Origin of the sequence: Azospirillum formosense, assembly GCF_040500525.1 — a bacterium.
Lineage (GTDB): Bacteria > Pseudomonadota > Alphaproteobacteria > Azospirillales > Azospirillaceae > Azospirillum > Azospirillum formosense_A.
Map to the genome: position 1 here is coordinate 215,001 of NZ_CP159404.1, position 24,969 is coordinate 239,969.

The window sequence follows — 24,969 nt, forward strand, 5'->3', positions numbered from 1 at the left end:
CTGCGGAGAATCTGGGTGGAGAATGAGTTGCCGGCCGGCGTTGGCGGAGAGCCGCTGTCGGGCGAGCGGCGATTCGAACTGCTCGTCAACAGCGTACGCGATTACGCCATCTACATGCTCGATCCGCAGGGGATCGTGACCAGCTGGAATCCGGGCGTCCAGCGGTTCAAGGGCTACACGGCCGCGGAAATCATCGGCCAGCATTTCTCGCGCTTCTACACCGACGACGACCAGCGTGCCGAAGTGCCGCAGCGGGCGCTTTCCATCGCATCGACCGAAGGAAAATTCGAGGCTGAAGGTTGGCGGGTTCGCAAGGACGGCACGCGCTTCTGGGCGCACGTCCTCATCGATCCCATCCGTGACGACGCTGGGACGCTGATCGGATTCGCCAAGGTCACGCGCGACGTCACCGAGCGCAAGCAGGCACAGGAGGCTCTGCAGCAAAGCGAGGCACGCTTTCGTCTGCTGGTCCAGGGAGTGATCGACTACGCGATCTTCATGCTCGATACGACCGGGCATGTCACGAACTGGAATTCCGGTGCGCAGCGGATGAAGGGCTACGCTGCCGAGGAGATCATCGGAGAGCATTTTTCCCGCTTCTACACCGCCGAGGATCGGGATGCCGGCATCCCGATGCAGGGGCTGCGCACCGCCGAGCAAACCGGACGGTTTGAAACCGAAGGCTGGCGGTTGCGCAAGGATGGCACCCGCTTCTGGGCCAGCGTCGTCATCGATGCAATCCGGGACGACAACGGGCGCCTTATCGGCTTTGCCAAGGTGACCCGCGACATCACCGAACGCAAGCTGGCGCAGGAAGCCCTGGAAGAAACCCGTGCGGCCCTCTTCCAGGCGCAGAAGATGGAAGCGGTGGGCCAACTGACCGGCGGCGTCGCACATGATTTCAACAATTTGCTTCAGGCCATCGGCGGCAGCCTGGAAACCATCGAACGGCGGCTCGCGACCGGGCGAAGCGACGTCGAGGAGTATGTGATCGCGGCCAGAACCTCGGTTGATCGGGCGAAGGCTCTGACGCAGAGGCTCCTCGCCTTTTCCCGCCGACAACCGCTTCAACCCGAGCGCACCGACCTGAAGACGCTTGTGGATGGATTGCGGGACCTGATTGAACAATCCGTCGGCGATTCGATCCGGGTCGAGACACAGCTGGCTCCTGAGCTGTGGCCAATCTGGGCGGACGCCAATCAGGTTGAGGCCGCGCTGTTGAACCTCGCCATCAACGCCCGCGATGCGATGCCCCATGGCGGCCAGCTTACCATTCAGGCCCTGAACATCCGCCTGGATACGACCGATGTGCCTCCGGAGACCGGAGTGCAGCCCGGTGACTACATACTGCTTGAGGTGGCCGACACGGGCACCGGCATGCCTCCGGACGTTCTCGACCGTGCCTTCGAGCCATTCTTCACGACGAAGCCGCTCGGCCAAGGAACCGGGTTGGGGCTGAGTCAGATCTATGGCTTCGCCCGTCAGTCTGGTGGGTGTGTCCGCATCGACAGCGAAGTGGGGCATGGAACCTCCGTGAAGCTGTACCTGCCCCGCTCTCACGAGGCGGAAAGTCTCGGTCCCGCCGCGGTGACGATTCCCAAGGTCCCGGATCAGTTGCGGGAGCCGGTTCCGGGAACTGTTTTGATTGTGGAGGACGAGCCGATCATCCGTATGCTGCTCGTGGAAGCGCTTCGGGAACAGGGTTCGACGGTCCTGGAGGCGCAGGATGGAAACGAAGCCTTGACCATCCTTGCCTCAACGAAGGGGATTGACCTGCTGGTGACGGATGTTGGCTTGCCGGACATCAGCGGGCAGCGGATCGCGGAAACGGTTCGGACATCGCGGCCAGACCTAAGGGTGATTTTCCTCACCGGGTACGCTGACAATGTCGTCATGAAAGGGCCACTGGAACCGCACACGCGGCTTCTGACCAAGCCCATCGCCATCGACCAATTCCTCATCCAAGTGAACGCGATGCTGCGCAATGGCTGAAGCTACCGTCGTAGACCGCCGCGCCGACACCGCGGCGACAGATCCGGCAAATTTGCAGAATTCGGCAGTAAACACGCACACGCTCTGAGATGGGCCCACGGGCCCGGACGGATTTGCGATTGGGGTTCATCTTTGCCCCGGATCGCCCTCAGCGCCACCTTCGCCTTGAACTCTGCCGAACACCGCTTCCGTTTCCCGTCGTCAGTTTCATCCTTCTGGGCGAACCAAGCCCATCCGACTATCCAAGAAACAGGAAACCGCTCGTCGCGTAAATTTCGACATTTTGTAACTACTGGTTAATGCTGGCGGGTCGCCTTTTGGAGGACAATTCCGAGTTCTGCGCCATCGATAACCGCTATGCGATGCTGCGGCAGCCTCCTATGGGCGTCCAGATTTTCACCACCGCATCCATGCAATGAAAAACTGAATTTTTTTGCTCCAATGAAGCGCACGGGATTCCATGCTGCGGTGCACATTTTGTTGCGGCGATTCGGTGCGGGCAAATAAGCGTAGATAAAATATTAACCCCATCCCCCATTATTGGGAGGTAGTGGCCGATCCTACGAGAGCCATGACGTTCCTGCGGCCGCGGTCGCAGAGCCTAGAAACGCCGATGCAAGAGGGACGAGATGGCTGCTGGTGGAACTCTGACGCTCACGCCTGGCGCTGACTACGTTTTCTCCGCGACGGAGGCTTGGTCGGGGATCGTTGGCAACGGCAGCACCCAAGGCGTCAGGCTCAACACCCAGGGTCAGACCCTGTCCGTGTCCAACCTCGATCGCCTCATCGGCGGCACATCGGTCCAGAGGAAGGATGTCGTGACGCTGGCCGGCACGGGTGGCAACACGATCACGGTCCAGGCCCTGGAGACGCTGATCGGCGGTTCCGGCAACGACCGGGTCCTGTTGACGTCCACCGGCATCACCATGGTGGTGGAGTCGCTTGAAACGATCATCGGCGCGACCACCGGCACCGCCCTCATCACGCTGGCCGGCACCACCGGCAACACCATGTCGGTCGGGTATCTGAAATCTCTGGTCGGCAGCACCGGCAAGGACGTCATCCGTCTCGACGCCGCAGGTTCCACCGGCACCACTATGACAGTGTCCTTGATGGAGACGCTGATCGGGACCGACGGCCTGGACATGATCGCCACCATCGGGGGTGGCTCCAACACGATGTTCCTGCAGGGCATCGAGTTTGTCCTCGGAAACGGGGCAGCGGTCGCCGGCAACGATACGGTCATTCTGGCCAACGGCGGCAACACGATCGGCGTCGCCTTCCTGGAAACCCTCATCGGCGGCACCGGCAACGATATCGCGACGTTGGCCTTCCGGACCGGCACGGCCAATTTGCAGACCGGTGGCGGCACCGTCGCCATCTCATCGATCGAAACGATCGTCGGTGGAGCCGCCGTCAACGGCAACGGCGGCCGGAGCGCCGCCATCCTCCTCGACATCGGCAACACCATCACGGTGGCGAGCCTCAGCACCCTGATCGGCGGCGGCGGCAACGACGTCGTCAACATCACGCTCCGGGACGGGAGCCCGATCGTCGGCGATCAGAACATCCCCTGGAGTACCACCGGCAGCACGATGCTGGTGTCGCTGATCGAGACGATGATCGGCAGTGCCGGTGACGATCTGGTCGTCGCCTTGAACAGCGACGGCATGACCCTGTCGGTTTCGGCGATCGAATCCGTCATCGGTAAGCCGGGCAACGACGTCGTCGTCCTCGGCACCGGCGGAAACACCATACAGGTGGAGGCGCTGGAAACGCTGATCGGCGGCACCGGCAACGACGTGGTGACGGTGCGCACCAGCCGGGGCGCGACGATGACGGTGTCCGCTGTCGAATCCATCGTCGGCAACGGGGGCACCGACGTCGTCTATCTCGGCGCCGGTGGCAACACGGTCCAGGTCCAGGCACTGGAGACGCTGATCGGCGGCGCAGGCAACGATGTGGTGACCGTCACCGACACTGCCGGCACCATCTTCGTGTCCGGCGTCGAGACCATCTACACCCCCTATCAGACACTGACGCTGAGCGGAACGGACACCTACGTCTCCCTGCCGCCGGTCGTTGCCGACACGACGCCGCCATCAATCACGGCGGTGTCGATTCCGGACGCCGTGATGAAGATCGGCGACACAGTGACGGTGACGATCACCGTGGCGTCGGACAGCGACACCTACACGCTGGGCGCCGGCAGCACGGTCGGCGGCTTCGCGCTCGCCAACCTGACCAAGGTCGACGCGACGACCTACACCGCCATCTTCACGGTGACCAGCGGCGGCACCGATGTCGCGGCGGGCACGGACGTGCCGGTCAACATCGTGCTGACCGACACCGCCGGCAATTCCAACGCGCCCTACACCACGCCGATCAGCCAAGGCGCGGACCGCATCGACGCGAACCGGCCGACCATCGCCTCGGCGGAGGTGAACGGCACGACGCTGACGATCACCTTCGCCGAAGCCATGTCCGCGACCAGCGCCGCCGGCCTGACGGTCACTGTGGCCGGCCAAAGCCGCGCAGCAACCTACGCCAGCGGGTCCGGTACCACCACGCTGACCTTCACGCTGGCCTCGGCCGTCGCCCAGGGCGAGACGGTGACGCTCGACTACAACCCGGGCACCGGCACCCTGACCGACACCGCGAGCAACGCTCCGGCCCCCGTCACCGGCCAGGCGGTCACCAACAGTTCGCCGCCGGCAGCGGACACGACGCCGCCGTCGATCACCAACGTGAGCATCCCGAACCAGCCGGCCCAGGTCGGCGACACGGTGACGGTGACGATCACCGTGGCGGCGGACAACGACACCTACACGCTGGGCAGCGGCAGCACGGTGGGCGGCTTCGCGCTGGCCAACCTGACCAAGATCAGCGCCAGCACCTACACCGCCACCTTCACCGTCACCGCCGACGGCCTGCGCACCGGCAATCGCGCCGCCGGCGACGACATCCCGGTCAACATCGTCCTGGTCGACGGCGCCAGCAACGCCAACGCCCCCTACACCACCCCGATCAGCCAGACCAACGACCGCATCGACACCGACGCCCCGCCGGTCCTCGCCGTCCCCGCCACCCCGCCGACGCTGGTCGACACCGCCGCCGCCGACAGCTTCCCGCTGATCGACGGCCAGCTCGCCGCCACCGACCTGGAAGGCGGCACGCTGACCTTCTCCATCGCCGGCTCGCAGGCCTCCCCGGTCCAGCACGGCAGCGTCACGCTCGGCAACGGCGTCACCTACGACACCTGGTCCACCGGCCCGGGCGGCACCGCCTACGTCAACAGCCAGACCGGCCACTACGCCTACGTCTTCGACGCCGCCTTCCTCAACGGCGTCCCCGCCGGGCCGATGCAGGGCACCAGCACCTTCACCGTCTCCGACGGCAACCGCACCGTCTCCCAGCAGCTCACCCTCAACTTCACCGGCGCCAACGACAGCCCGATCCTCTCCAACCACGTCCGCAGCCTCGCCGCCATCGACCAGGGCATCGCCGACGCCGCCAACACCGGCACCACCGTCACCGCCCTGCTCGCCTCCGCCGGCACCGCCACCGACGCCGAGTACGACAGCCCCGTCCCGATGGTCACCGTCGTCCCGCTGGGCATCGCCGTCACCGGCGTGACCAACACCAACGGCACCTGGCAGTACAAGGTCGGCACCGGCGCCTGGACCGACATCCCCACCGCCTCGTCCAACGGCGCGGCGCTGCTGCTCGCCGGGTCCGACCGCGTGCGCTTCGTGCCGAGCGGCTCGGGCTTCGCCAACACCGACACCGGCGCCATCACCTTCAAGGCCTGGGACCGCACCAGCGGCACCCCCGGCGCCACCGCCGACACCGCTGCCGACGCCTTCAGCACCGGCGGCGCCACCGCGACGATCGCCGTCGACGCCGTGCCGACCCTGACCGCGACCGGCGGAGCCAAGACCTTCGGCGTCGGGGTGGACAGCGCGACCAGCTTGTTCAGCGGCGTGGCGGCCTCCACCGTGGAAGCCGGGCAGAGCTTCCGCGGCGCGGAGTTCACCGTCGCCGGCGTGGTCGACGCCACCGAGGTCCTGACCATCGGCGGCACCGACGTCGCCCTGGTCCACGGCGCCACCGCCACCCTGAGCGGTCTCGGCGTCGCGGGCGGCAACGCCGGCGTGAGCGTCTCGGTGGTCGGCGGCGTCGCCAGGGTGACCGTCAGCGGCCTGGAGCGCGACGACGCGCAGATGAGCGCGCTGCTGGGCGGCGTCACCTACAAGAACACCAGCGCCACCGCGACGCTGGGCGACCGCACGGTGGCCATCGCCGGCCTGACCGACAGCGGCGGCGCCACCGGCAGCGCGGCCATCTCCGGCATCGGCACGGTGGTGAGCGTCGCCGACGTGACGCCGCCCGCCGCTCCGGTGGTCACCAGCGCGGCGCTGACCAAGAGCGCCACCCCGGTCCTGACCGGCACCGCCGAGGCGGGCAGCACGGTGACCGTCACGGTGGGCGGGGCGACCTACACCACCACCGCCACGGGCGGCGCCTGGTCGATCGACCTCGCCACGGCGACGCCGGCCGCCGGCGCGCTGAGCTTGAACGCCAACGGCGCCAATGCGGTGTCGGTCACCGCCAAGGACGCGTCCAACAACACGTCCACGGCGGGCACGCAGACGCTGACCATCGACACGACGCCGCCCGGCGCGCCGGCGGTGACCAGCGCGGCGCTGACCAAGAACGCCGCCCCGACCCTCACCGGCACCGCCGAGGCCGGCAGCACCGTCACCGTCACGGTGGGCGGCGCCACCTACACGACCACCGCCACGGGCGGCGGCTGGTCCATCGACCTCGCCACGGCCACCCCGACCGCCGGCTCGCTGGTCCTCGACGCCAACGGCACCAACGCCGTCGCGGCGACCGCCACCGACGCCGCGGGCAACGTCTCCCCGGCCGGCACCCAGACGCTGACCATCGACACCACCGCGCCCAACGCCCCGACGGTGACCAGCGCGACGCTGACCAACAGCACGGCGCCGACGCTCGCCGGCATCGCGGAGACCTACAGCACGGTGACCGTCACGGTGGGTGGCGCCACCTACACGACCACCGCCACGGGCGGCGGCTGGTCCATCGACCTCGCCACGGCGACGCCGACCGCCGGCGTGCTGACCCTCAACCCCAACGGCGCCAACCCGGTGGCGGTCGCCGCCACCGATGCGGCGGGCAACACCTCGTCGGCCGGCACGCACACGCTGACCATCGACACCACCGCGCCCAACGCCCCGACGGTGACCAGCGCGACGCTGACCAACAGCACGGCGCCGACGCTCACCGGCATCGCGGAGACCTACAGCACGGTGACCGTCACGGTGGGTGGCGCCACCTACACCACCACGGCGTCGCCGACCGGCACCTGGTCCATCAACCTCGCCACGGCGACGCCGACCTCCGGCGCGCTGGTCCTCGACGCCAACGGCGCCAACTCCGTCTCGGTCACCGCCACCGACGCGGCGGGCAACACCTCGTCGGCCGGCACGCAGTCGCTGACCATCGACACCACGCTGCCCGGCGCTCCGGCGGTGACCAGCGCCACGCTGACCAACAGCGCCACCCCGACCATTGCGGGCACGGCCGAGGCGGGCAGCACCGTCACCGTCACGGTGGGCGGGGCCACCTACACGACCACCGCCACGGGCGGCAGCTGGAGCGTGGGCCTGTCCACGGCGACGCCGACCGCCGGCGTGCTGACCCTCAACCCCAACGGCGCCAACCCGGTCGCGGCGACCGCCACCGACGCGGCGGGCAACGTCTCGGCTCCGGGCACCCAGACGCTGACCATCGACACCACCGCACCCAACGCACCGGCGGTGACCAGCGCCGTGCTGACCAACAGCACGACGCCGACGCTCACCGGCACCGCCGAGGCGGGCAGCACCGTCACCGTCACGGTGGGCGGGGCCACCTACACGACCACCGCGACGGGCGGCAGCTGGTCCATCGACCTCGCCACGGCGACGCCGGCCTCCGGCGCGCTGAGCCTCAACGCCAACGGCGCCAACCCGGTCGCGGCGACCGCCACCGATGCGGCGGGCAACGTCTCCACGGCGGGCACGCAGTCGCTGACCATCGACACCACCGCGCCGACCGCGCCGACCATCACCACGGCGCTGGCTAACAGCACGACGCCGACCCTGACCGGCACCGCCGAGGCCGGCAGCACCGTCACCGTCACGGTGGGCGGGGCGACCTACACGACCACGGCAACGGGCGGCAGCTGGAGCGTGGACCTGTCCACGGCGACGCCGACCGCCGGCGCGCTGACCCTCAACCCCAACGGCGCCAACCCGGTCTCGGCCACCGCCACCGATGCGGCGGGCAACACCTCGTCGGCCGGCACGCAGTCGCTGACCATCGACACCACGCTGCCCAACGCGCCGGCGGTGACCAGCGCCGCGCTGACCAAGAACGCCACCCCGACCATTGCGGGCACGGCCGAGGCGGGCAGCACCGTCACCGTCACGGTGGGCGGGGCCACCTACACGACCACCGCGACGGGCGGCAGCTGGAGCGTGGACCTGTCCACGGCGACGCCGACCGCCGGCGTGCTGACCCTCAACCCCAACGGCGCCAACCCCATCGCGGCGACCGCCACCGACGCCGCGGGCAACGTCTCGGCTCCAGGCACCCAGACGCTGACCATCGACACGACGCCCCCCGGCGCCCCGGCGGTGACCAGCGCTGTGCTGACCAACAGCACGACGCCGACCCTCACCGGCACGGCCGAGGCCGGCAGCACCGTCACCGTCACGGTGGGCGGGGCGACCTACACCACCACCGCCACGGGCGGAAACTGGTCCATCGACCTCGCCACGGCGACGCCGGCCTCCGGCGCGCTGAGCCTCAACACCAACGGCGCCAACCCCATCTCGGCGACCGCCACCGATGCGGCGGGCAACGTCTCCCCGGCCGGCACGCAGTCGCTGGTCGTCGACACCACGCTTCCTGACGCCCCGACCGTCACCAGCGCCGCGCTGAGCAACAGCGCCACCCCGACCCTGACCGGCATCGCCGAGGCGGGCAGCACCGTCACCGTCACGGTCGGCGGCGCCACCTACACGACCACCGCGACGGGCGGCACGTGGAGCGTGGACCTCGCCACCGCGACGCCGACCGCCGGCGTGCTGACCCTCAACCCCAACGGCGCCAACCCGGTCTCGGCCACCGCCACCGACGCCTCGGGCAACGTCTCGGCTCCGGGCACCCAGACCCTGACCATCGACACCACCAAGCCGGACGCTCCGACCGTCACCACGGCGCTGACCAACAGCACGACCCCGACCCTCACCGGCACCGCCGAGGCGGGCAGCACGGTGACCGTCACGGTGGGCGGCGCCACCTACACGACCACCGCCACCGGCGCCGGCGCCTGGAGCCTCAACCTCGCCACGGCCATCCCGGCCGCCGGCACGCTCAGCCTCACCGCCAACGCCGCCAACCCGGTGTCGGTCACCGCCACCGACGCGGCGGGCAACACCTCCCCGGCCGGCACGCGGTCGCTGGTCGTCGACACCACCCCGCCGACCGCCACCGTCCTGTTCGAGGACGACAGCATCGACGCCATCGAGCAGTCCAGCGCCGCCTTCACCATCAGCGGCGGCGAGGCCGGGGCCGCCTTCGCCTGGACGATCACCTCGGCCGGCGGCGGCCAGGTCTCCGGCAACGGCGTGATGAGCGGCCCGTCCGCGCGGGTCGACGGCCTCGACCTCTCCGGCCTGGGCGACGGCACCCTCACCCTCACGCTGGGCCTGACCGACCCGGCGGGCAACGCCGCGGCGCCCTTCACCGCGACGACGCAGAAGCTCACCGCCACCGTGGACAAGCCCGCCCCCGTCGCCCCGCCGGCGGTCGCCACCGTCGACGGCGCCACCGTCAGCGGCGCGGTCACCACCGGCAGCGACGGCTCGCGCACCACCACCGTGACCATCGCGGCCAGCAACACCGCCCGCGTCGAGGACAGCAGCACGGCCAACCCCGACCTCGCCGACGTCCCGGTGGTGCGCGAGCAGGTGGTCGACCGCCGGACCGGCCAGGTCTCCACCCAGACCACCCTGACGGTCAGCGTCTCCACCGGCGTCGCCGTCACCGCCAGCGGCAGCGCCGAGCGGCAGACCGCCGCCCAGGCGCTGACCGGGGTGAGCGGGCTGATCGCCGCCATCGAGGCGCGCACCGACGAGGGCACGGCCGCGCGCGGCAACCTGACCGGCGGCGGCTCGGGCTTCCTGTCGGTGCTGTCCACCCAGGCCCAGCTGCTGGTGCGCGCCATCGACTTCAGCGCCCCCGGCGTGGCCGCCGGCCAGGCGGTGCAGACCAAGGTGACCGGCTCCACGCTGGGCGGCACCGGCGTCGCCAGCACGGCGCCGACCGCGGTGGTGCTCAACACCGCGGCGGTGGCCGGGCCGGTGACCATCCAGCTCGACCACGTCGAGTTCGCGGCGGTGGTCGGCAACGCCACGCTGGTCGGCGGCGAGGGCGAGCAGATCGTCTACGGCGACGACCACGAGCAGTTCATGCATCTGGGCGAGGGCGACGACATCCTGCACGGCGGCGGCGGCAACGACACGATCACCAGCGCCGGCGGCAACGACACGCTGTACGGCGACGACGGCGACGACCTGGTGCACGGCGGCGCGGACGACGACTGGCTGATCGGCGGGGCGGGCAACGACCTGATCGGCGGCGGCACGGGCAACGACCGGCTGTTCGGCGGGACGGGCAATGACGTGCTGTTCGGCGAGGCGGGCAACGACACGCTGACCGGCGAGGCGGGCAACGACACGCTGAGCGGCGGGACGGGCGACGACCTGCTGTTCGGCGAGGCGGGCGACGACCTGCTGCTGGGGGACGAGGGCGACGACACGCTGAGCGGCGGGGCGGGCCACGACACGGCGCTGGGCGGGGCGGGCAACGACCTGATCGGGCTCGGCACGGGCAACGACCTCGGGCTGGGCGGCGATGGCAACGACACGCTGTTCGGCGAGGAGGGCGACGACACGCTGTTCGGCGGGGCGGGCAACGACGTGCTGCACGGCGGGGCGGGCAACGACCTGCTGTTCGCCGACGGCGGGGCGGACACGCTGTGGGGCGGCGCCGGGGCGGACGTCTTCGCCTTCGGCCGGGCGTCGGGCGGGTCGGTGGTGATGGACTTCCAGGCGGGGGTCGACCGGCTGGCGCTCTACGACGCCGGCCTGGACCTCGGCGCGGTGATCCGCTCGGCCCGGGTCGAGGGCGGCGGCACCACCCTCGACCTCGGCGCCGGCAACCGCATCACCATCCTCGGCCAGACCGGAAACGTCGCCGCCTGGTTCGCCTGAGAAGGGACGGCGGGGGCACATCCACCGCCGTTTCGGCCGGGGTCCCGGTCAGCGCAGGCCGGCGTCGTCGAGGATGGCGAGCAGCCGGTCCGCCGCGCGGGCCCAGGTGAAGCCCTGCACCAGATGGTCGCGGGCCGACGGGCGGGCGTCGTCGCCGCCGCGGACGATGGCGCTCAGGATTTCCGCAGCGGCGTCCTCGTCCGGGTCCCACCAGTCGAGCCCGTGGAACGGCGCGTAGTGCTGCGCGCTGTAGGGCAGTCGGGCGGGGCGGACGGCGGCCGGGATCAGGCGGGCCACCCGGTCGTCGAGATATTCCATGTAGGCCGAATGGCGCGGCGCGATCAGGCTCAACCCCAGCGCCCCGGCCTTCGAGAGGGGGAGATCCCACCCTTCGCCGTGCGACATGCTCCAGTAGTGGGTCGCCGCCCGCAGCAGCCCCGCCATGTCGGCGTCCGACAGAAGCTGGTTGATCAGCACCACCGGCGCCGCGTCGGCCATCCGTTTTCCGACGGCGGCCTCCGTTCGGCGGACCAGTTCGCCGAGTTCCGCGGCGAAGGCGGGGTCGTTCCCCTTGCCGAGCTTGAGGATGAGCACCGCGTCGTCGCCGCGCGCCGTGGCGCGCAGCCAGACCCGCAGCAGCCCGTCGATGTTCTTGCGGGGAATGAAGTCCGAGACGTTGATAAAGCGGTGCCGGTAGCTGGAGACCAGCCGGCCGCGCGGATCGACCATGGTCGGGGGGACGGCGTTGCCGTCGGAGTCCTCCGGATCGACCCCCAGGGGGCAGACCCGCAGGCGATCCTCCGGAAAGCCCTGCGCCGCCCAGGCCATGCGGGACGATTCGGTGGGCACGATGATGAGGTCGTTGTGTTCGCTCAGGCGCCGCCATGCCGGCGGTATGCGGGTTCCCTCGAACATCGTGAAGGTCACCGTGGCCAGGCCGGGCACGCGCTCCACCGCCAGCGGGATGAGGAAGTTCAGCAGGGCCTTGGCGGGAACCGGCGCGTCGAGATTCTCCTCCTTCCAGGATTCGGAACCGAAGATCCCGATCGCCTGGAGGGGCACGGCCCGTTGGCGCAGCGTCCGGATGAAGCGCTGGCAGAAGGAGCCGTAGCCCGTGGCGCTTTCCAGGGCGCCGCGAACCGCCAGTCCCGGCTCCGCCCCTGCCATCGCCCCCGTCCCCGGTGGCCGCGCGGCCGTTGCGGCGGCACGGTAGCGCCCGCAGCGGGCCAGCCCCATCGTCGCGTCGACGGCGGACGGGTCGAGCCGGAGCGCGCGGAGGAAGACCCCGGCTGCCTCGTCCGGCCGGCCGAGCCGCAGCAGCGTTTCGCCGAGCCGGACCCGAGCGGAAGCGCCATCGGGCGCGATGGCGACCGCCCGGCGCAGATCCCGCGTGGCCGCCGCCATGTCCCCGGTGAGCATCCCGACCAGGCCGAGATTGTACCATTGCACGCTCGCACCGGGATCGAGGCGCGCCGCGCGCCGCAGGAAGCGGGCGGCCCCGTCGAGGTCCCCTGTCTCCTGCGACACCATGGCCAAGCGGCTGAAAACGGTTGCGGACTCCGGCTGCACCGCCGCCAGGGCACGAAGGGCGCGCGCGGCGTCCGGCCATTCCCGGCGGTGCTGCAGGACGATGCCGAGGTTGCCCAGCGCCGCGGCGTTGCCCGGATCGACGCGTGCGGCCTCACGCAGCGCCTCCCTGGCCGGGCCGTCCTGGCCGGTCGAGAACAGCGCGGCGCCCAGCAGGTTGAGCGCGTCGGACCGCCGCGGCTCCACCGCCAGCACGGCCCGGCAGGCGTCGATGGCCTCCTCCAGCCGCCCGGCTTGGTACAGCCGGGATGCCGCCTCGATGCCGGCCGCCACGGTCCCCGTCATGGCGTTCCCGCGGTGCGCCGGGCGACTTCCGTGGCAATCTCGGCGGCGATCCGGGCCATCACTCCATCCCAGTCGTTCCGACTCGTCATGCGGAACAGCCGGGTAGCCGGGTACCAGGGCGTGCGATCGGCAAGGCGCATCCAGCGCCAGTCTCCCAGCCACGGCAAGGCGAGGAACACCGGACGTCCCATCGCGCCGGCGATGTGGCCGACCACCGAATCGCAGGCGACGATCAAGTCCATGCCCTCGATGATCGCGGCGGTGTCGACAAATCCCTCATCCTCGTCTTTTCCGTCCCTGTCCGGCAGCGAAACGATCCCCAGAGCGTCGTTGGGCCGCTCCCACCGGCCATGGCCGTCCGCCTTCTGCAGGCTGTACAGCCTCACCCCGGGAAGGTGCGACAGGCGCGCGAAGCGTTCCAGCGGAATCGAACGGTCGGCCCCCGCGGCGCGCCACTGGATGCCCACCCGGACATCACCCGGCCGCCCCGCCTCGGCGATCCGCCGCCGCCAGAAGGCAGCGCGGTCCGGATCGGCCCGCAGGTACGGAACGCCGTCGGGGATCGTCGCCGCCGTCGTCCGGCAGCGATGGGGCAGACTCATCAAGGGCAGGTGGCAGTCGGCCTCGGGAACCGGCTCGCCGCGCGCCACCAGCGCGTCGATGCCGGAAACACCGGCGAGGAGGCGCTTGAGCGGGGGTTGGCATTCGAAGACCGTGCGGGCGCCCATGGCCTTAAGCACCGCCATGTAGCGGATGAACTGCACGGTGTCGCCGAGCCCCTGCTCGAAATGGACCAGGATGGTCTTGCCGTCCAGCGGGCCGCCGTCCCACAGCGGCGCGCCGGGACAGTCCCGGTTCCATTGCCAGACGGCTTGGCGGGTGCGCCATTCGTACTCGGCCGTGCCCTCCGCGAAGTTGCCGGCGGTGAGCAGGCTGACGCCGAGATTCTTGTGATGCTCGGGCGACGCCGGTTCGATATGGACGGCCCGCCGGTAGGCGGTTTCAGCCCGTTCGGGCTCGTCCACGGCCATCAGGGCGTTGCCGAGGCTGAACGCCGCATCCGGATAACCGGGGCGCAGCGCCACGAGCCGGAGAAGCGGCGCCACCGCGTCCCCGGGCAGACGGCGCTCGATCAGCAGCGACGCCCACTGGAACAGCGTGTCGGCATCGCCCAGCCGCAGGCGGTGGGCGGCGCGCAGGGCCAGCGCCGCGCCGTCCAGGCGCCCCAAGCCACGCAACGTCAGCCCCAGCACGAACCAGACCACCGGATGCTCCGGCCGGATCACCGCCGCCTCCTGGAAGGAGCGCGCCGCCTCGGCCAGCGATTCGGCCTCGACATGACCGAGGCCGGAGCCGAAGCATCGGCGGAACGCCTCGCCGGACCCGTCCACCGCCGCCTCGATCACCCGCCCTCTCCATCCAATTGTCTGACCCGGCAAAGGGGTCTGGAAATGCCGCGCCCGATCGTAACCCTTTTCCCGACGAATTCACGCTCCGCAAGCCTCCACGGCCAGTCCTCCACCGGGGCGCGCGGGGGAGGGTGGCACCGAGGGGAAGCATGAGCACGGCCGGGCACTCTGGCAGGCCGCTCGTCTCGACCGCCACCGTCTGGCTGGCCGGTGGTGACGCGGATGGGGGAGGAACCTTCGCGTCGCGCGTCGCGCGTCGCCGCTGGCCTGCTGAAGGCCGCCGGCCTGCCGCCCGCAGCCTTCACGGTGCCGCATCTGTCGCCGTAGCCGCGGCCCGCGCCAGCGCCGTCCGCAAGGCGGCGACGATGGGCGTCCAGTCGCCCGATGCGGTCTGCCGGAACAGGCGCATGGTCGGGTACCACGGGGTGGTGTCGCCTCCCTCCAGCCAACGCCAGTCGGCGTTGTCCGGCAGCAGCGTCCAGACCGGGCGGCCGAGCGCCCCGGCCAGATGGGCCGGCGCGGTGCAGGAGCTGATGACGAGGTCGAGGTTCTCCATGATCGCCGCGGTGTCGGCGAAGTCGGCGATCTCCGCGCCGAGGTCGATGAAGGACGACGGCAGCGGGCCGTGAGTCTTCAGCTCCTCCCGTCCCGCCCCCTTCTGCAGGCCGAAGACCGCGACGCCCGGAACGTCCAGCAGCGGCCGCAGGGCGCCCAGCCCCGGCGAGCGCCGGCGGTCGTCCTTGAAGGCGGGGTTCCCGGCCCACACCAGCCCGACCCGCAACCGTGCTCCCGTCATCGGACCCAGCCGCCGCCGCCAGAACCCGACCCGTTCCGGTTCGGCGTGCAGGTAGGGAATCTCGGCCGGGACGGTCGCCAGCGTGGTGCCGAGCCGGTGCGGCAGGCTGAGCAAGGCGGCGTGGGCGTCGTGCGGCGGTGGCGCGTCGGATCGGCCGACGACCCCGTCCACGCCGGGAAGCGTGGCGAAGAGGCGGACGAGAAGGTCGTTGCATTCGACGATCACGCGCGCCCCCCGGCGGCGCAGCAGGGGGGCGTAACGGACAAACTGGACGGCGTCGCCGAGCCCCTGCTCGTCGTGCAGCAGGATGGTCAGGCCCTCCGGGTTCCCGCCCTCCCAAACCGGAGTCGGCAAGCCGCGCGGCGTGACCTGACGGTCGGCCAGACGGGTGCGCCACTCGTACTCCCGGAATCCTGCCTCCAACTCGCCGCGCAGCAGCAGGCAGGTGCCCAGCAGGGTGTGCGCCTCCGCGTGGTTCGGATCCCGGTCGAGGACGCGGCGGCACTGGGCCTCCGCCTCCCCGATGCGCCGCAGCTTGCTGAGCACCAGCCCGAGATTCAGCCGGGCCGACGTGAAGTCCGGGTCGATCGCCACCGCCCGGCGCAGGGCGCGCTCCGCCTCCGCGTCACCGCCGTTCCGCAGGGAGAGGGCGAGCCCGAGGTTGCTGAGCACGCCGGGCTCGGCGGGGGCCAGCGCCAGCGCCGAGCGTCCGGCATCGACCGCCGCGTCGTGGCGGCCCAGGTTCTTGAGCGCGGTGCCGAGGTTGGCGCGGGCGCGATGGTCGTCGGGGGCGAGGCGGACCAGCTCCCGCAGCACGCCCTCCGCCTCGTCGTGGCGCTGGCGCAGCAGCAGCGCCCGGGCGAGATGGAAGCGGTGAAAGGTGCCGAAGGGGTCGAGGACGGCGCAGCGGCGCAGCGGCCCGATCGCCTCCTCCGGCGCGTCGCGGCCGAGCCGTTCCATCGCCAGGGCGTGGAAGGCGTCGATGGAGGCGGGGGCGAGGATCAGGGCGCGACGATGCTCCGACCCGGAATCGGCAACCGGTTCCTCGGGGACCGGCGGGCCGGCGTTCGGCGAGAGCCAGCCGAGCGCGCGGAAATGCTCGATCCGCTCGCGGATCAACCGGGGGAAGCAGTCGCCGATGGGGACGGGCGCGAGGCTCGTCCACATGCCGGGGACGGCGCCGCCGTCGAAGCGCCCGGTGGCGTAGAAGCGTTCCAGCCGCTCCCGGTTCGCCGCCGGGTCCTGATCGAAGGCCGTGATCATCTCGCGATGCGCGAAGGCCTGCAGCTTGGCGCGGAAACGCTCGATCCCGCCCATCCAGGTGAAGTGCCAGCCGGCGTCCGGGACGACCCGCCCGTGCCCCAGCTTGGTCAGATAGCGGGCGCGGTTGGCGCCGATCCGGCGGATCAGCTCCCACGGGGCGGCGGCCACCGACACCCAGGGGTCGGGCGACTTGAGGTCGAGGAAATAGAGGAAGATGTCGAGGTGTGGGGCGAACAGCGAACGCCCGTCGTCCGGCTCGCGGTGCAGCCGCTCCATCACCCAGGGCCGGAGGATTTCGTCGGCGTCCGAGATGACGATCATGTCCGTCGGGTCGCAGCCGCCGAGGCCGCGGGTGATCGCGTCGCGCTGGTGGGCCTCGCGCTGCCACGCGAAGCCGCCGGGATCGTCGTCGACGACGACATGGATGATCTTGTCGGCGTAGGCGGCGAAGCGCGCGCGGTTCTCCGCGTAATGGAGGGGCTTGGGATCGCCGGCGTGGGTGAAGGTCGCCTCGACCAGGACGAAGCGGTCGACCACCGCGTCCAGCTCGGCCAGCCGCACCTCCAGGAGGTCCAGCTCGTTGTGGAACTGGAAGCAGTCGTAGATCCGCCGCCCGCCGGGCGGTGGCGCCGCGGGCGGCGGCGTGTCCGTCAGCGTCGTGACGTAGGCGAACCAGGCGTCAAACCCGCGCAGCGTCGTCCAGACGGCCGACCGGTTCTCCTCCGTGTTGTGGTCGAGCCGCAGGGACTGCTCGATCAGCGCGATCAGCGCCCGCGCCTCCGCCCGCCAGGCCTGTTCCGCCTTGGCCGGGGGGCGGGCGTTCAGGTGGGCGCCCAGCGCGTCCAGCAGGCGCTGCTGCGCGTCGGCCAGGGTGGCGGTGACCGCCGAGGTTGCCGTGTCCGGCGCGGCGCCGCCCCTCGGGGCGCCGCTCAACTCGGCGAGCCACGCCAGCCAGTCCCCGGCCCGCCCGGCCCAGCTCATCCCCGTGGTGACGTGATCGACCTGCTCGCGAAGCCGGCGGCCGGTCGCCGGCCCTTCGTCGCGCCACTGCAGCAGAGCGGACCGGGCGGCGTCGGCGAAGCGGACGGCGTGCTCCGCCGGGTCCTCGGGAACCGGAATCAGCCGGGCGAAGCCGGCCGTGGTCTCCGGCAGCGCCCCCAGCGCGCTGGACACGACGAGGCAGCCGGCGGCCAGCGCCTCCATCACGGCGATGCAGGAGGTCTCGGCGAAGCGGTTCGGGTAGGCGAGGCCGGTCGCGCCGCGCAACGCCTCGGCCAGGGCGCCTTGGGAGACCGCCCCCACATACTCCACGCCCTCCGTGTCGCGGCAGCGCTGGTAGAGGGCGCCGTAGGGGTCCCGGTCGGCGGGAACCTGATAGCCGTCCATGCTGGAGAACACCCGGACGGTGGTTCCGGGGATCGCCGCCCGCAGGCGGGGAACGCTGGCGAGCAGCACGTCCAGGCCGCGGAAGGGCGTGCTGGTGTAGGCCAGGACCGGCGGCCAGGGCTTCGCCGCCATGATGTCGGCTCCCACCGGAAGCAGGCCGGCCGGAAACAGGCCGGCCGGAAACAGGGCGGAGAAGGCCGGCGCGATGCCGTTGCGCAGGATCCGGCAGAGCCGGCGGTCGAGGCCGAACGCCGTGAGGTAGCCGTCCATCTGCCAGCGGCTGACGAAGGCGTAGCCGTCCCAGCAGGCGCGCGCCTCCGGCTCCGCGACGCATTGCGCGGCGGGTTGGTCGACCGCGTGCTGCATCCACAGGATCAGCTTCCGCCCGCCGTCCAGCGCCGCGCGCAGCCGGACCAGCGCTTCCGTCGGGCAGCCGTTGAGCAGCACCACGACGTCGAAGGCGCGCATGGCCTCCCAGGACACCACGCTGGCGGGAAGGCAACGCACCCCGCGCACCAGACCGGGCGTCCGGGTGCCGTTGATCAGCGTGACCTCCAGCTTGGTGGCGGCTGACTTGGTGGCGGCTGACCTGGAGGCGGCCAGCGCCTCGGCGAGGTAGCACAGGGCCGATTGCGAACCGCCGAGCGGGTGCAGGCGTGGCGTGTCCGGCGTGTAGTCCCCACCCGCCGGGTCGAGAAAGGCGATCTTGACGGTCATGCTGGCTCGGGCTGGCTGGCTCGCACTGGACAGCTCGCACTGGACAGCGGCTCACGCTGTGTATCGGCGTCTGCGCTCTGCTATCCTACCATCCAAGGCCATGGGCAAGAAAGGATGCGCGGCGCGTGACGGAGTTTGCAGCGGAGGGCGTCGGGAAAACGCGCGCGGATCGGAATCGCATGCAGAATCTGGCATTGACGTGGCAGCTTTCGGAGATTCACGGCTGGGGTCTGGTCGGCGTCCACACGGCGCTGCATCTGGTCGATCGGGGACAGCCGCCGCTCCTGCTGGAGAAGCCGCTTCTGTCCACCCTGCGGCCGGAAAACCGGGAAAAGCTGGAAAGCCTGATGGACGGCCATCGGCAGATCACCGCCATCGCCGACCGGTCCGGCAACCGGATGCTCGGCCTCAACGACTGCACCGTCCTGCACGCGCTCGGCAACGGCTTCGTCGCGGGGCCGCTGTCCGCGCGCTTCCGCGGCAGCCGCAACGTCGGGGTCATCGCCTTCGAGGACACCCTGTTCGACGAGGACACGCTGCGCCGTGCGCGCAGCTACGACCGGATCGTGGTGCATTCCGACTACAACCGGGCGCTGCTGGCCGAACAGGGCATCACCGACGTCGGCTGCGCCTTCCAGGGCGTGGACCCGGACGAGCTGGCGCCGGTCCCGCCGACCGGGCGATTCGGCGACCGCTTCGTCGTCTTCTCGGGCGGGAAGGTGGAGTTCCGCAAGGGGCAGGACATCGTGCTCGCCGCCTTCCGCCGGTTCCACGAGCGCCATCCCGACGCGCTGCTGGTCACCGCGTGGCACAACCCCTGGCCGCACACCTCCGCCGACATCGCCGAGTCCCCCCTGGTGCCCTCCGCCCCCGCCGTTGGCGGCAACGGCAAGCTGCGCATCGTGGAATGGGCGATGGCCTGCGGCGTGCCGCCGGAGGGCTTCGTCGACATGGGCTTTCTCGGGCGCGACCAGATTCCGGCGATCCTCGCGGAATGCCACGCCGCCATCTTTCCCAACCGTTGCGAAGGGGCGACCAACCTCGTCGCCATGGAGGCGATGGCCTGCGGCGTGCCGGTCATCCTGTCGGCCAACACCGGCCACCTGGACCTGATCCGCGACGGCGCCTGCCTGCCGCTGAGCCGGCAGGACCCGGTGGCCGATCCCGCCGGCCGGCGCCGCGGCTGGGGGGAAACATCCGTCGATGAGGTCGTCACCCACCTCGAAACCCTCTACACCGACCGCGCCGCCGCCCGCGCCCGCGCCGACAAGGCGCGGGCCTTCCTGCGCGGCGAGCGGACCTGGCGCGCCTTCGCCGAAGCCTTCGTGACGGCGGTGGCCTAGGAATGGCACGGGATGCCGAGGCCCACGAAGGCGCCCCGTTCCACCGGCGGGCGCTCGCGAACGATCCGGCCGATGCGGTGGCGTGGCAGCACGCGGCGCACGCCGCCCGCAAGGCGGGGGAGGCGTTGCGGGCGATCGCCCTGTTCGTCCGGGCAGCGCGCCTGCACGGTGACCTTGAGGCGCTCGGCCGGCAGATCGGGGAGCCCCTGAGCCTCGCCGCCAGCCGGGCCCTGACGCGTGTCCAGGACGGGGCGGCCGACGAGGCGGCGGCGTTTCTGGAACCTCTGGCGCGCATCGTGCCGCCGCGGGGGGGCTTCGCCCGCGCCCTTGGCATTGTGCGGCTGGTCCAGGGCCGCGACGCGGAGGCCGAACGGCTGCACGCGGCGGCGGATTCCGGCGATTGCGGTTTGGGAGTCGCCTTGCGGGGGATCGCGCGCCACCGGGCCGACACCGAGTTTGTCGGCACGGTGGTGATCCCCGCGCACCGGATGGAGGACACCATCGAGCGGGCGCTCGACAGCGTGGCGGCGGCGGCCCGCGTCTACCGCGAGACGGTGCGGGACCCGCGGGCGCAGATCCATGTCTGCGTGGTGGACGACGCCTCCCCCGACGGGACGGCGTCGCGGGTCCTGCGCTGGGCGCGGGCCCATCCGGAGCAGAGCGTCGCGCTGATCGCGAACAACCGCAACCAGGGTGCGGGGCGGTCGCGCAACATCGGCGCCGCCGCGGGGCTTGGCCGCTACCTCTGGTTCCTCGACGCCGACGATTACTTCTTCGAGCGGCATTTCGCGCTCACGGCGACGGCGCTGGACCACGCCCGCGACGCCGGGTTCGTCCGCACCGGGATGCATTTCGACCGCATCGACCACGAGATCACCCCCGCCTGGCGCGACGCGTCGGAGCTGAGCTACCCCTGCAACCTCTGTGTACGGCGCGTCTGCCACGACATGATCGGCGGCTTTCCGGAGGAAGCGCCATTCCACCCGGCCGTGGCCGACGACGTGGCCTATGGTCGGGCGCTCCACAGCATGTTCGGCGGAGTCCGGATCGCCGAGAAGACGGTCCACTACACGATGCGGACGGACAACGCCCTGGCGCGGCAGCGCCAGATGATGACCAGCGGCGCCAAGCCGACGGAGCAGGCCTCGTCCGATTCCCGCTTCGTGGCCATCGAGATCCTGACCCAGCGCCGCATCCACGCGTTGAAAGCCCGGCGCTCCGCGCTCCTGCGCGAGGGCGGCTGGACCGGGCCGCCGTTCCTCACGCCGGGGAGCGGCGTCGGGGGACCGCATGCGCCCCCGGCGTCCGTTCCTGCGCCGGTTCCTGCGGGAGGCCCGGAAGCCCCGCGCGCCGTCGATCTCGTCGCGGTGGGAAGGGACGCGATCAAGGCCGAACAGCCCGACCGCGCCGTCGCCGCGCTGACCCGCGCCGCCGCCGAGGACCCCGGACGCACCGAGGCTTGGTTCGAACTGGGGCTGCTCGCGCACCGGCTGCGGCGCGACCGGCTTGCGCTGACGGCCTTCCGGGCGGTGGCGTGCCTTCATCCCGGCGCGGCCGCCGCGTGGAGCAACCTGGGTTCCCTGCTGTCCGAGGCCGACGCCCCGGCCCAGGCCGTCCCCCGGCTGCGCCGCGCCCTGGCGCTCCAGCCGGGCCTCACCAGCGCCCAGCACCTGCTGGGCCGCGCGAACCGGCGTCTCGGACGGGACCGGCAGGGGGCCGGGGAGTTGGAGCGCGCGCTCCGGCTGGACCCGATGCGGGCCGATCTCAACGCCGACTGTGCGGACGCCGCCCTGGCGCTCGGCGACGCGGCGGCGGCGGCGGCCCATGCCCGGCGGGCTCTGCGGCTCAGCCCGGAGCTGTACAACGGCCATGCGGCGCTGGCCGCAGCCCTGGAATCGCTCGGCCGCCCCGATGCGGCGCTGGCGGCCTGGGAGCGGGCGATCCGCTGCAACCCCGGCTTCGGCGAGGCCTTCACCCGCCGCGCGCTGTCCCTGCTGGCGCGGCGCTGGGGGCCGCCGCCGGCCCCCGCGGCGGCGGGCGGGCCGGGCCGCCGCCTCGCCTCGACCGCCCTCGGACGCAACGGCCGCTTCGGCAACCAACTGCTCCAGTACGGCGCCCTGCGCCTCTACGCCGCCCGGCACGGCCTGACCCTGGAGGTCCCTCCCTGGCTGGGCCGCCACCTGTACGACCACGACGATCCCCTGGCCGGCCAAGCCCTGCCGCGCGTGGCGGAGGCGGAAGGGGAGGCCGCCGTGATCGCCGGGCTCTCCGGCGCGCGCGCCGCGGCGCTGGCGGACCGCGACGTGTCCGGCTATTTCTGCGGCGACACCACGCCCCTGGCGCCGTTCAAGGAGGACTTCCGCGCGCTGTTCACGCCGGGCCGCCACCTTCGCCCCCACGCGGACGCGCTGCTCGGCCGTCTGCGGGCTCCCGGGCGCACCGTCGTGGCCCTGCACCTGCGGCGCGGAGACTTCGGCTGGGGGCGGTTCTGGATCGCCCCGACCTCCTGGTATCTGAGCTGGCTGGAGGCCGTCTGGCCAACGCTCGACCGGCCGCTCCTGTTCATCGCGACCGACGACCCGGACCAGGCGCGGGCGTTCGCCGCCTACCGCCCCGTCACCGGCCGCGACCTCGCCGAGCCGATCGCGGGGGCGGAATTCTTCACCGATTTCCACGTTCTCTGCCACGCCGACCGGGTCGCCGTCTCCAACAGCTCCTTCTCCTTCGTCGCGACCATGCTGAACCGCGACGCCGACGGCTTCCACCGACCCGACCCGACGCGCCGGGCCCTGGTTCCCTACGATCCCTGGGCCGCCCCGGTCCTGCTCTGATCATCGCAGCGCGGTGCAACGACAAGGCGTGGGCGCGCGGCGTCTTCACCGAAGCCGCCGGGCGTTGATGACGATGTCGGTCCCCAGCGCCACCATCAGGGCGACGGCGCCGCACAGGAAGACGGCGGCGTAGTTTCCCCCGCTGTGGGCGAAGAGGTAGGAGTAGCCGTAGCCGCCCAGCGCCTGGAACAGGGCGAAGGCGGTGGTGGCCCGGCTCCAGGCGGCGCGCTGCTCCGACGGGCCGTGCGGCAGCAATTCATGGATGCGGCCGAGCACCAGGGGAACCACGCCCGGCGTCAGGGCGCCGAGGACGACCGTCGCGATCCCGACCACCAGCGGCTGGCCGCTGACCGCCAGGGCGGCCACGGCGACCGCCTGGAGCAGCAGCGCGATGCGGTAGGCCGCGGCGTGACCGATGCGGTCGGCCAGCGATCCGGCGACGACCGGCCCGGCCACCGACGCCACGCCGTACAGAACCCAGCAGAGCGCGCCGATGTCCGCTCCGTGCCGCAGGCCGCGGGCGACGTAGTCGACCAGCAGCAGCATGACCGGCACCAGCCCCAGCGCGTTCAGCGCGTATTCGGCGTAGAGCGAGCGGAGGACGCGCCCCTCGTGCCGCGGGGCGTGTTCCACCGGCGGGGCGGCGGTCGCCTGCGTCGGCGACGAGGGCGGCCAGCCGAACCAGGACAGGGCGGTCAGCAGCAGCGACAGCCCGCCCAGCCCCAGCCACGTCTCGCGCAACCCAAGCCGCATCAGCGCCGGCACGGCGGTGCCCGAGGCGGCGATCCCCAGCCCGATGCCGAGGAAGATCATGCCGCTGACGAAGCCGCGCCGTCCCGCGGGGATGTGGGGCAGGATGCTGGTCGCGACCAGGACCATGATGGCGCCCCCGGCCAAACCCGAGACGAAGCGCCAGCCGAAGAACCAGCCGAGCGAGAGCGGGTAGGCGCAGGCGATGAAGGCGAGGGAGGCCGTCAGCATCAGCGCCCGCAGCAGCGCCCGGTTGGGCAGCAGGCCGGCCAGCGGCCGGCCGAGCAGAGCGCCCGCCAGATAGCCGGCGAAGTTCGCCGCGCCCAGCGTCACCGCGTCGGCGGCGGAGAACCAATGCGCCTCGATCAACGACGGAACCAGCGGCGTGTAGGCGAAGCGCGCCAGTCCGATGGCGACGAGGCTTCCCGCCATGCCCGCGAGGGTCGCCATCCACGCGGCGCCGTCGAGGCGGTCCATGGCCACGGTTGCGGATGTCCTGTTCATGGGCGTGCGTCCCTGTTGCGGCTCCGCCGCGGCGGGCCGCCCGTTGACCGGGAGGAATGGGAAGGGGGTGATCCGGCGCGGCGGGTCAGGAGTCCGGCATCGGCGGCAGCCCGAGGCTGGCCAGGGCGCCGCGCGCCGTCCCCTCCAGCAGGTCGCGCTCGGGGCGGATGCGGGCCAGGACGCGGATGCCCAGCAGGCTGGAGAAGAGCAGGCGTGCCGCGTCCTCCTCGGGGATGCCGGCCGGGATCTCGCCGCTCCGCCGCCCCTTGGCGAGGCAGCGGCGGAAGAAATCCTCGATGGTCGTCAATTCGGCGTTCAGGAAGTCGCGCAGGTCGGGATTGTCCGGCGTGACCTCCAGCGCGGAATTCACCAGCAGGCAGCCGCGCCGGCACCCGTCGCCGAGCGACCGCTCGATGCTCTCGCGCAGGAAGCCGGCGATGGCGACGGCCGGCGACGGCGCCGCCTCGTGTCGGGCGATGCGGGCGCGCAGCGAGCCGTCCAGGTAATGCTCCAGGGCGCGGCGGAACAGCGCCCGCTTGTCGCCGAAGGCGTTGTGCATGCTGGCGAGCGTCATGCGCATGCTGTCCGCCAGCGCGCGGGTGGAGGTCGCCTCGTAGCCCTGGCTCCAGAAGCGGTCCACCGCCGCGTCCAGCACCGCCGCTTCATCGAACGTCCGTGGCCGAGCCATGAGTCCCGCCTCCCGAGCCGGCGTTTTAGATCATATGATCCAAAATACGCCGGGTGACGCGGCGGTCA

9 protein-coding genes are annotated in these 24,969 nt (G+C 71.5%); 4 read left to right on the top strand and 5 right to left on the bottom strand.

Annotated elements, in window-relative coordinates; genetic code table 11:
* The first annotated feature begins 15 nt into the window (after nt 1-15).
* Both ABVN73_RS21940 and ABVN73_RS21945 read left to right on the top strand, forming a co-directional pair.
* The gene (locus tag ABVN73_RS21940; RefSeq protein ID WP_353861314.1) at nt 16-1,992 is read left to right on the top strand and encodes a PAS domain S-box protein; all 1,977 of its coding nucleotides are present in this window, start codon (nt 16-18) and stop codon (nt 1,990-1,992) included.
* A gap of 764 nt (nt 1,993-2,756) precedes the next feature.
* The gene (locus ABVN73_RS21945; protein ID WP_353861315.1) at nt 2,757-11,342 is read left to right on the top strand and encodes an Ig-like domain-containing protein; all 8,586 of its coding nucleotides are present in this window, start codon (nt 2,757-2,759) and stop codon (nt 11,340-11,342) included.
* 48 nt (nt 11,343-11,390) lie between these two features.
* Here ABVN73_RS21945 and ABVN73_RS21950 read toward each other — a convergent pair whose 3' ends face one another.
* From ABVN73_RS21950 to ABVN73_RS21960, 3 genes are all read right to left on the bottom strand, one after another.
* The gene (locus ABVN73_RS21950; protein WP_353861316.1) at nt 11,391-13,214 is read right to left on the bottom strand and encodes a tetratricopeptide repeat protein; all 1,824 of its coding nucleotides are present in this window, start codon (nt 13,212-13,214) and stop codon (nt 11,391-11,393) included.
* Nucleotides 13,211-14,620 (bottom strand): tetratricopeptide repeat protein, encoded by a 1,410-nt coding sequence (locus ABVN73_RS21955; protein WP_353861317.1) that lies wholly within the window; start codon nt 14,618-14,620, stop codon nt 13,211-13,213. The genes ABVN73_RS21950 and ABVN73_RS21955 overlap by 4 nt, the downstream gene beginning before the upstream one ends.
* Before the next feature lie 304 nt (nt 14,621-14,924).
* Nucleotides 14,925-18,785: a tetratricopeptide repeat protein gene (locus ABVN73_RS21960; protein ID WP_353861318.1), complete on the bottom strand. Its 3,861-nt coding sequence runs from the start codon at nt 18,783-18,785 to the stop codon at nt 14,925-14,927.
* A gap of 179 nt (nt 18,786-18,964) precedes the next feature.
* Here ABVN73_RS21960 and ABVN73_RS21965 point away from each other — a divergent pair, with 179 nt between their 5' ends.
* A complete protein-coding gene (locus ABVN73_RS21965; RefSeq protein WP_353861319.1) occupies nt 18,965-20,128 on the top strand; it encodes a glycosyltransferase family 4 protein in 1,164 nt (387 codons plus the stop codon).
* A 2-nt stretch (nt 20,129-20,130) separates the two neighbouring features.
* Nucleotides 20,131-22,959 (top strand): glycosyltransferase, encoded by a 2,829-nt coding sequence (locus ABVN73_RS21970; RefSeq protein WP_353861320.1) that lies wholly within the window; start codon nt 20,131-20,133, stop codon nt 22,957-22,959.
* A gap of 45 nt (nt 22,960-23,004) precedes the next feature.
* On the opposite strand, the gene ABVN73_RS21975 is transcribed toward ABVN73_RS21970, so the two are convergent.
* Together ABVN73_RS21975 and ABVN73_RS21980 are read right to left on the bottom strand one after the other, a co-directional pair.
* Entirely contained in the window at nt 23,005-24,213 is a 1,209-nt protein-coding gene (locus ABVN73_RS21975) for a YbfB/YjiJ family MFS transporter (protein WP_353861321.1), read from the bottom strand.
* A gap of 85 nt (nt 24,214-24,298) precedes the next feature.
* Nucleotides 24,299-24,901 carry a TetR/AcrR family transcriptional regulator gene (locus ABVN73_RS21980; RefSeq protein ID WP_353861322.1) on the bottom strand — a complete coding sequence of 201 codons (603 nt, stop codon included), beginning with the start codon at nt 24,899-24,901 and terminating at the stop codon, nt 24,299-24,301.
* Nucleotides 24,902-24,969 lie beyond the last annotated feature (68 nt).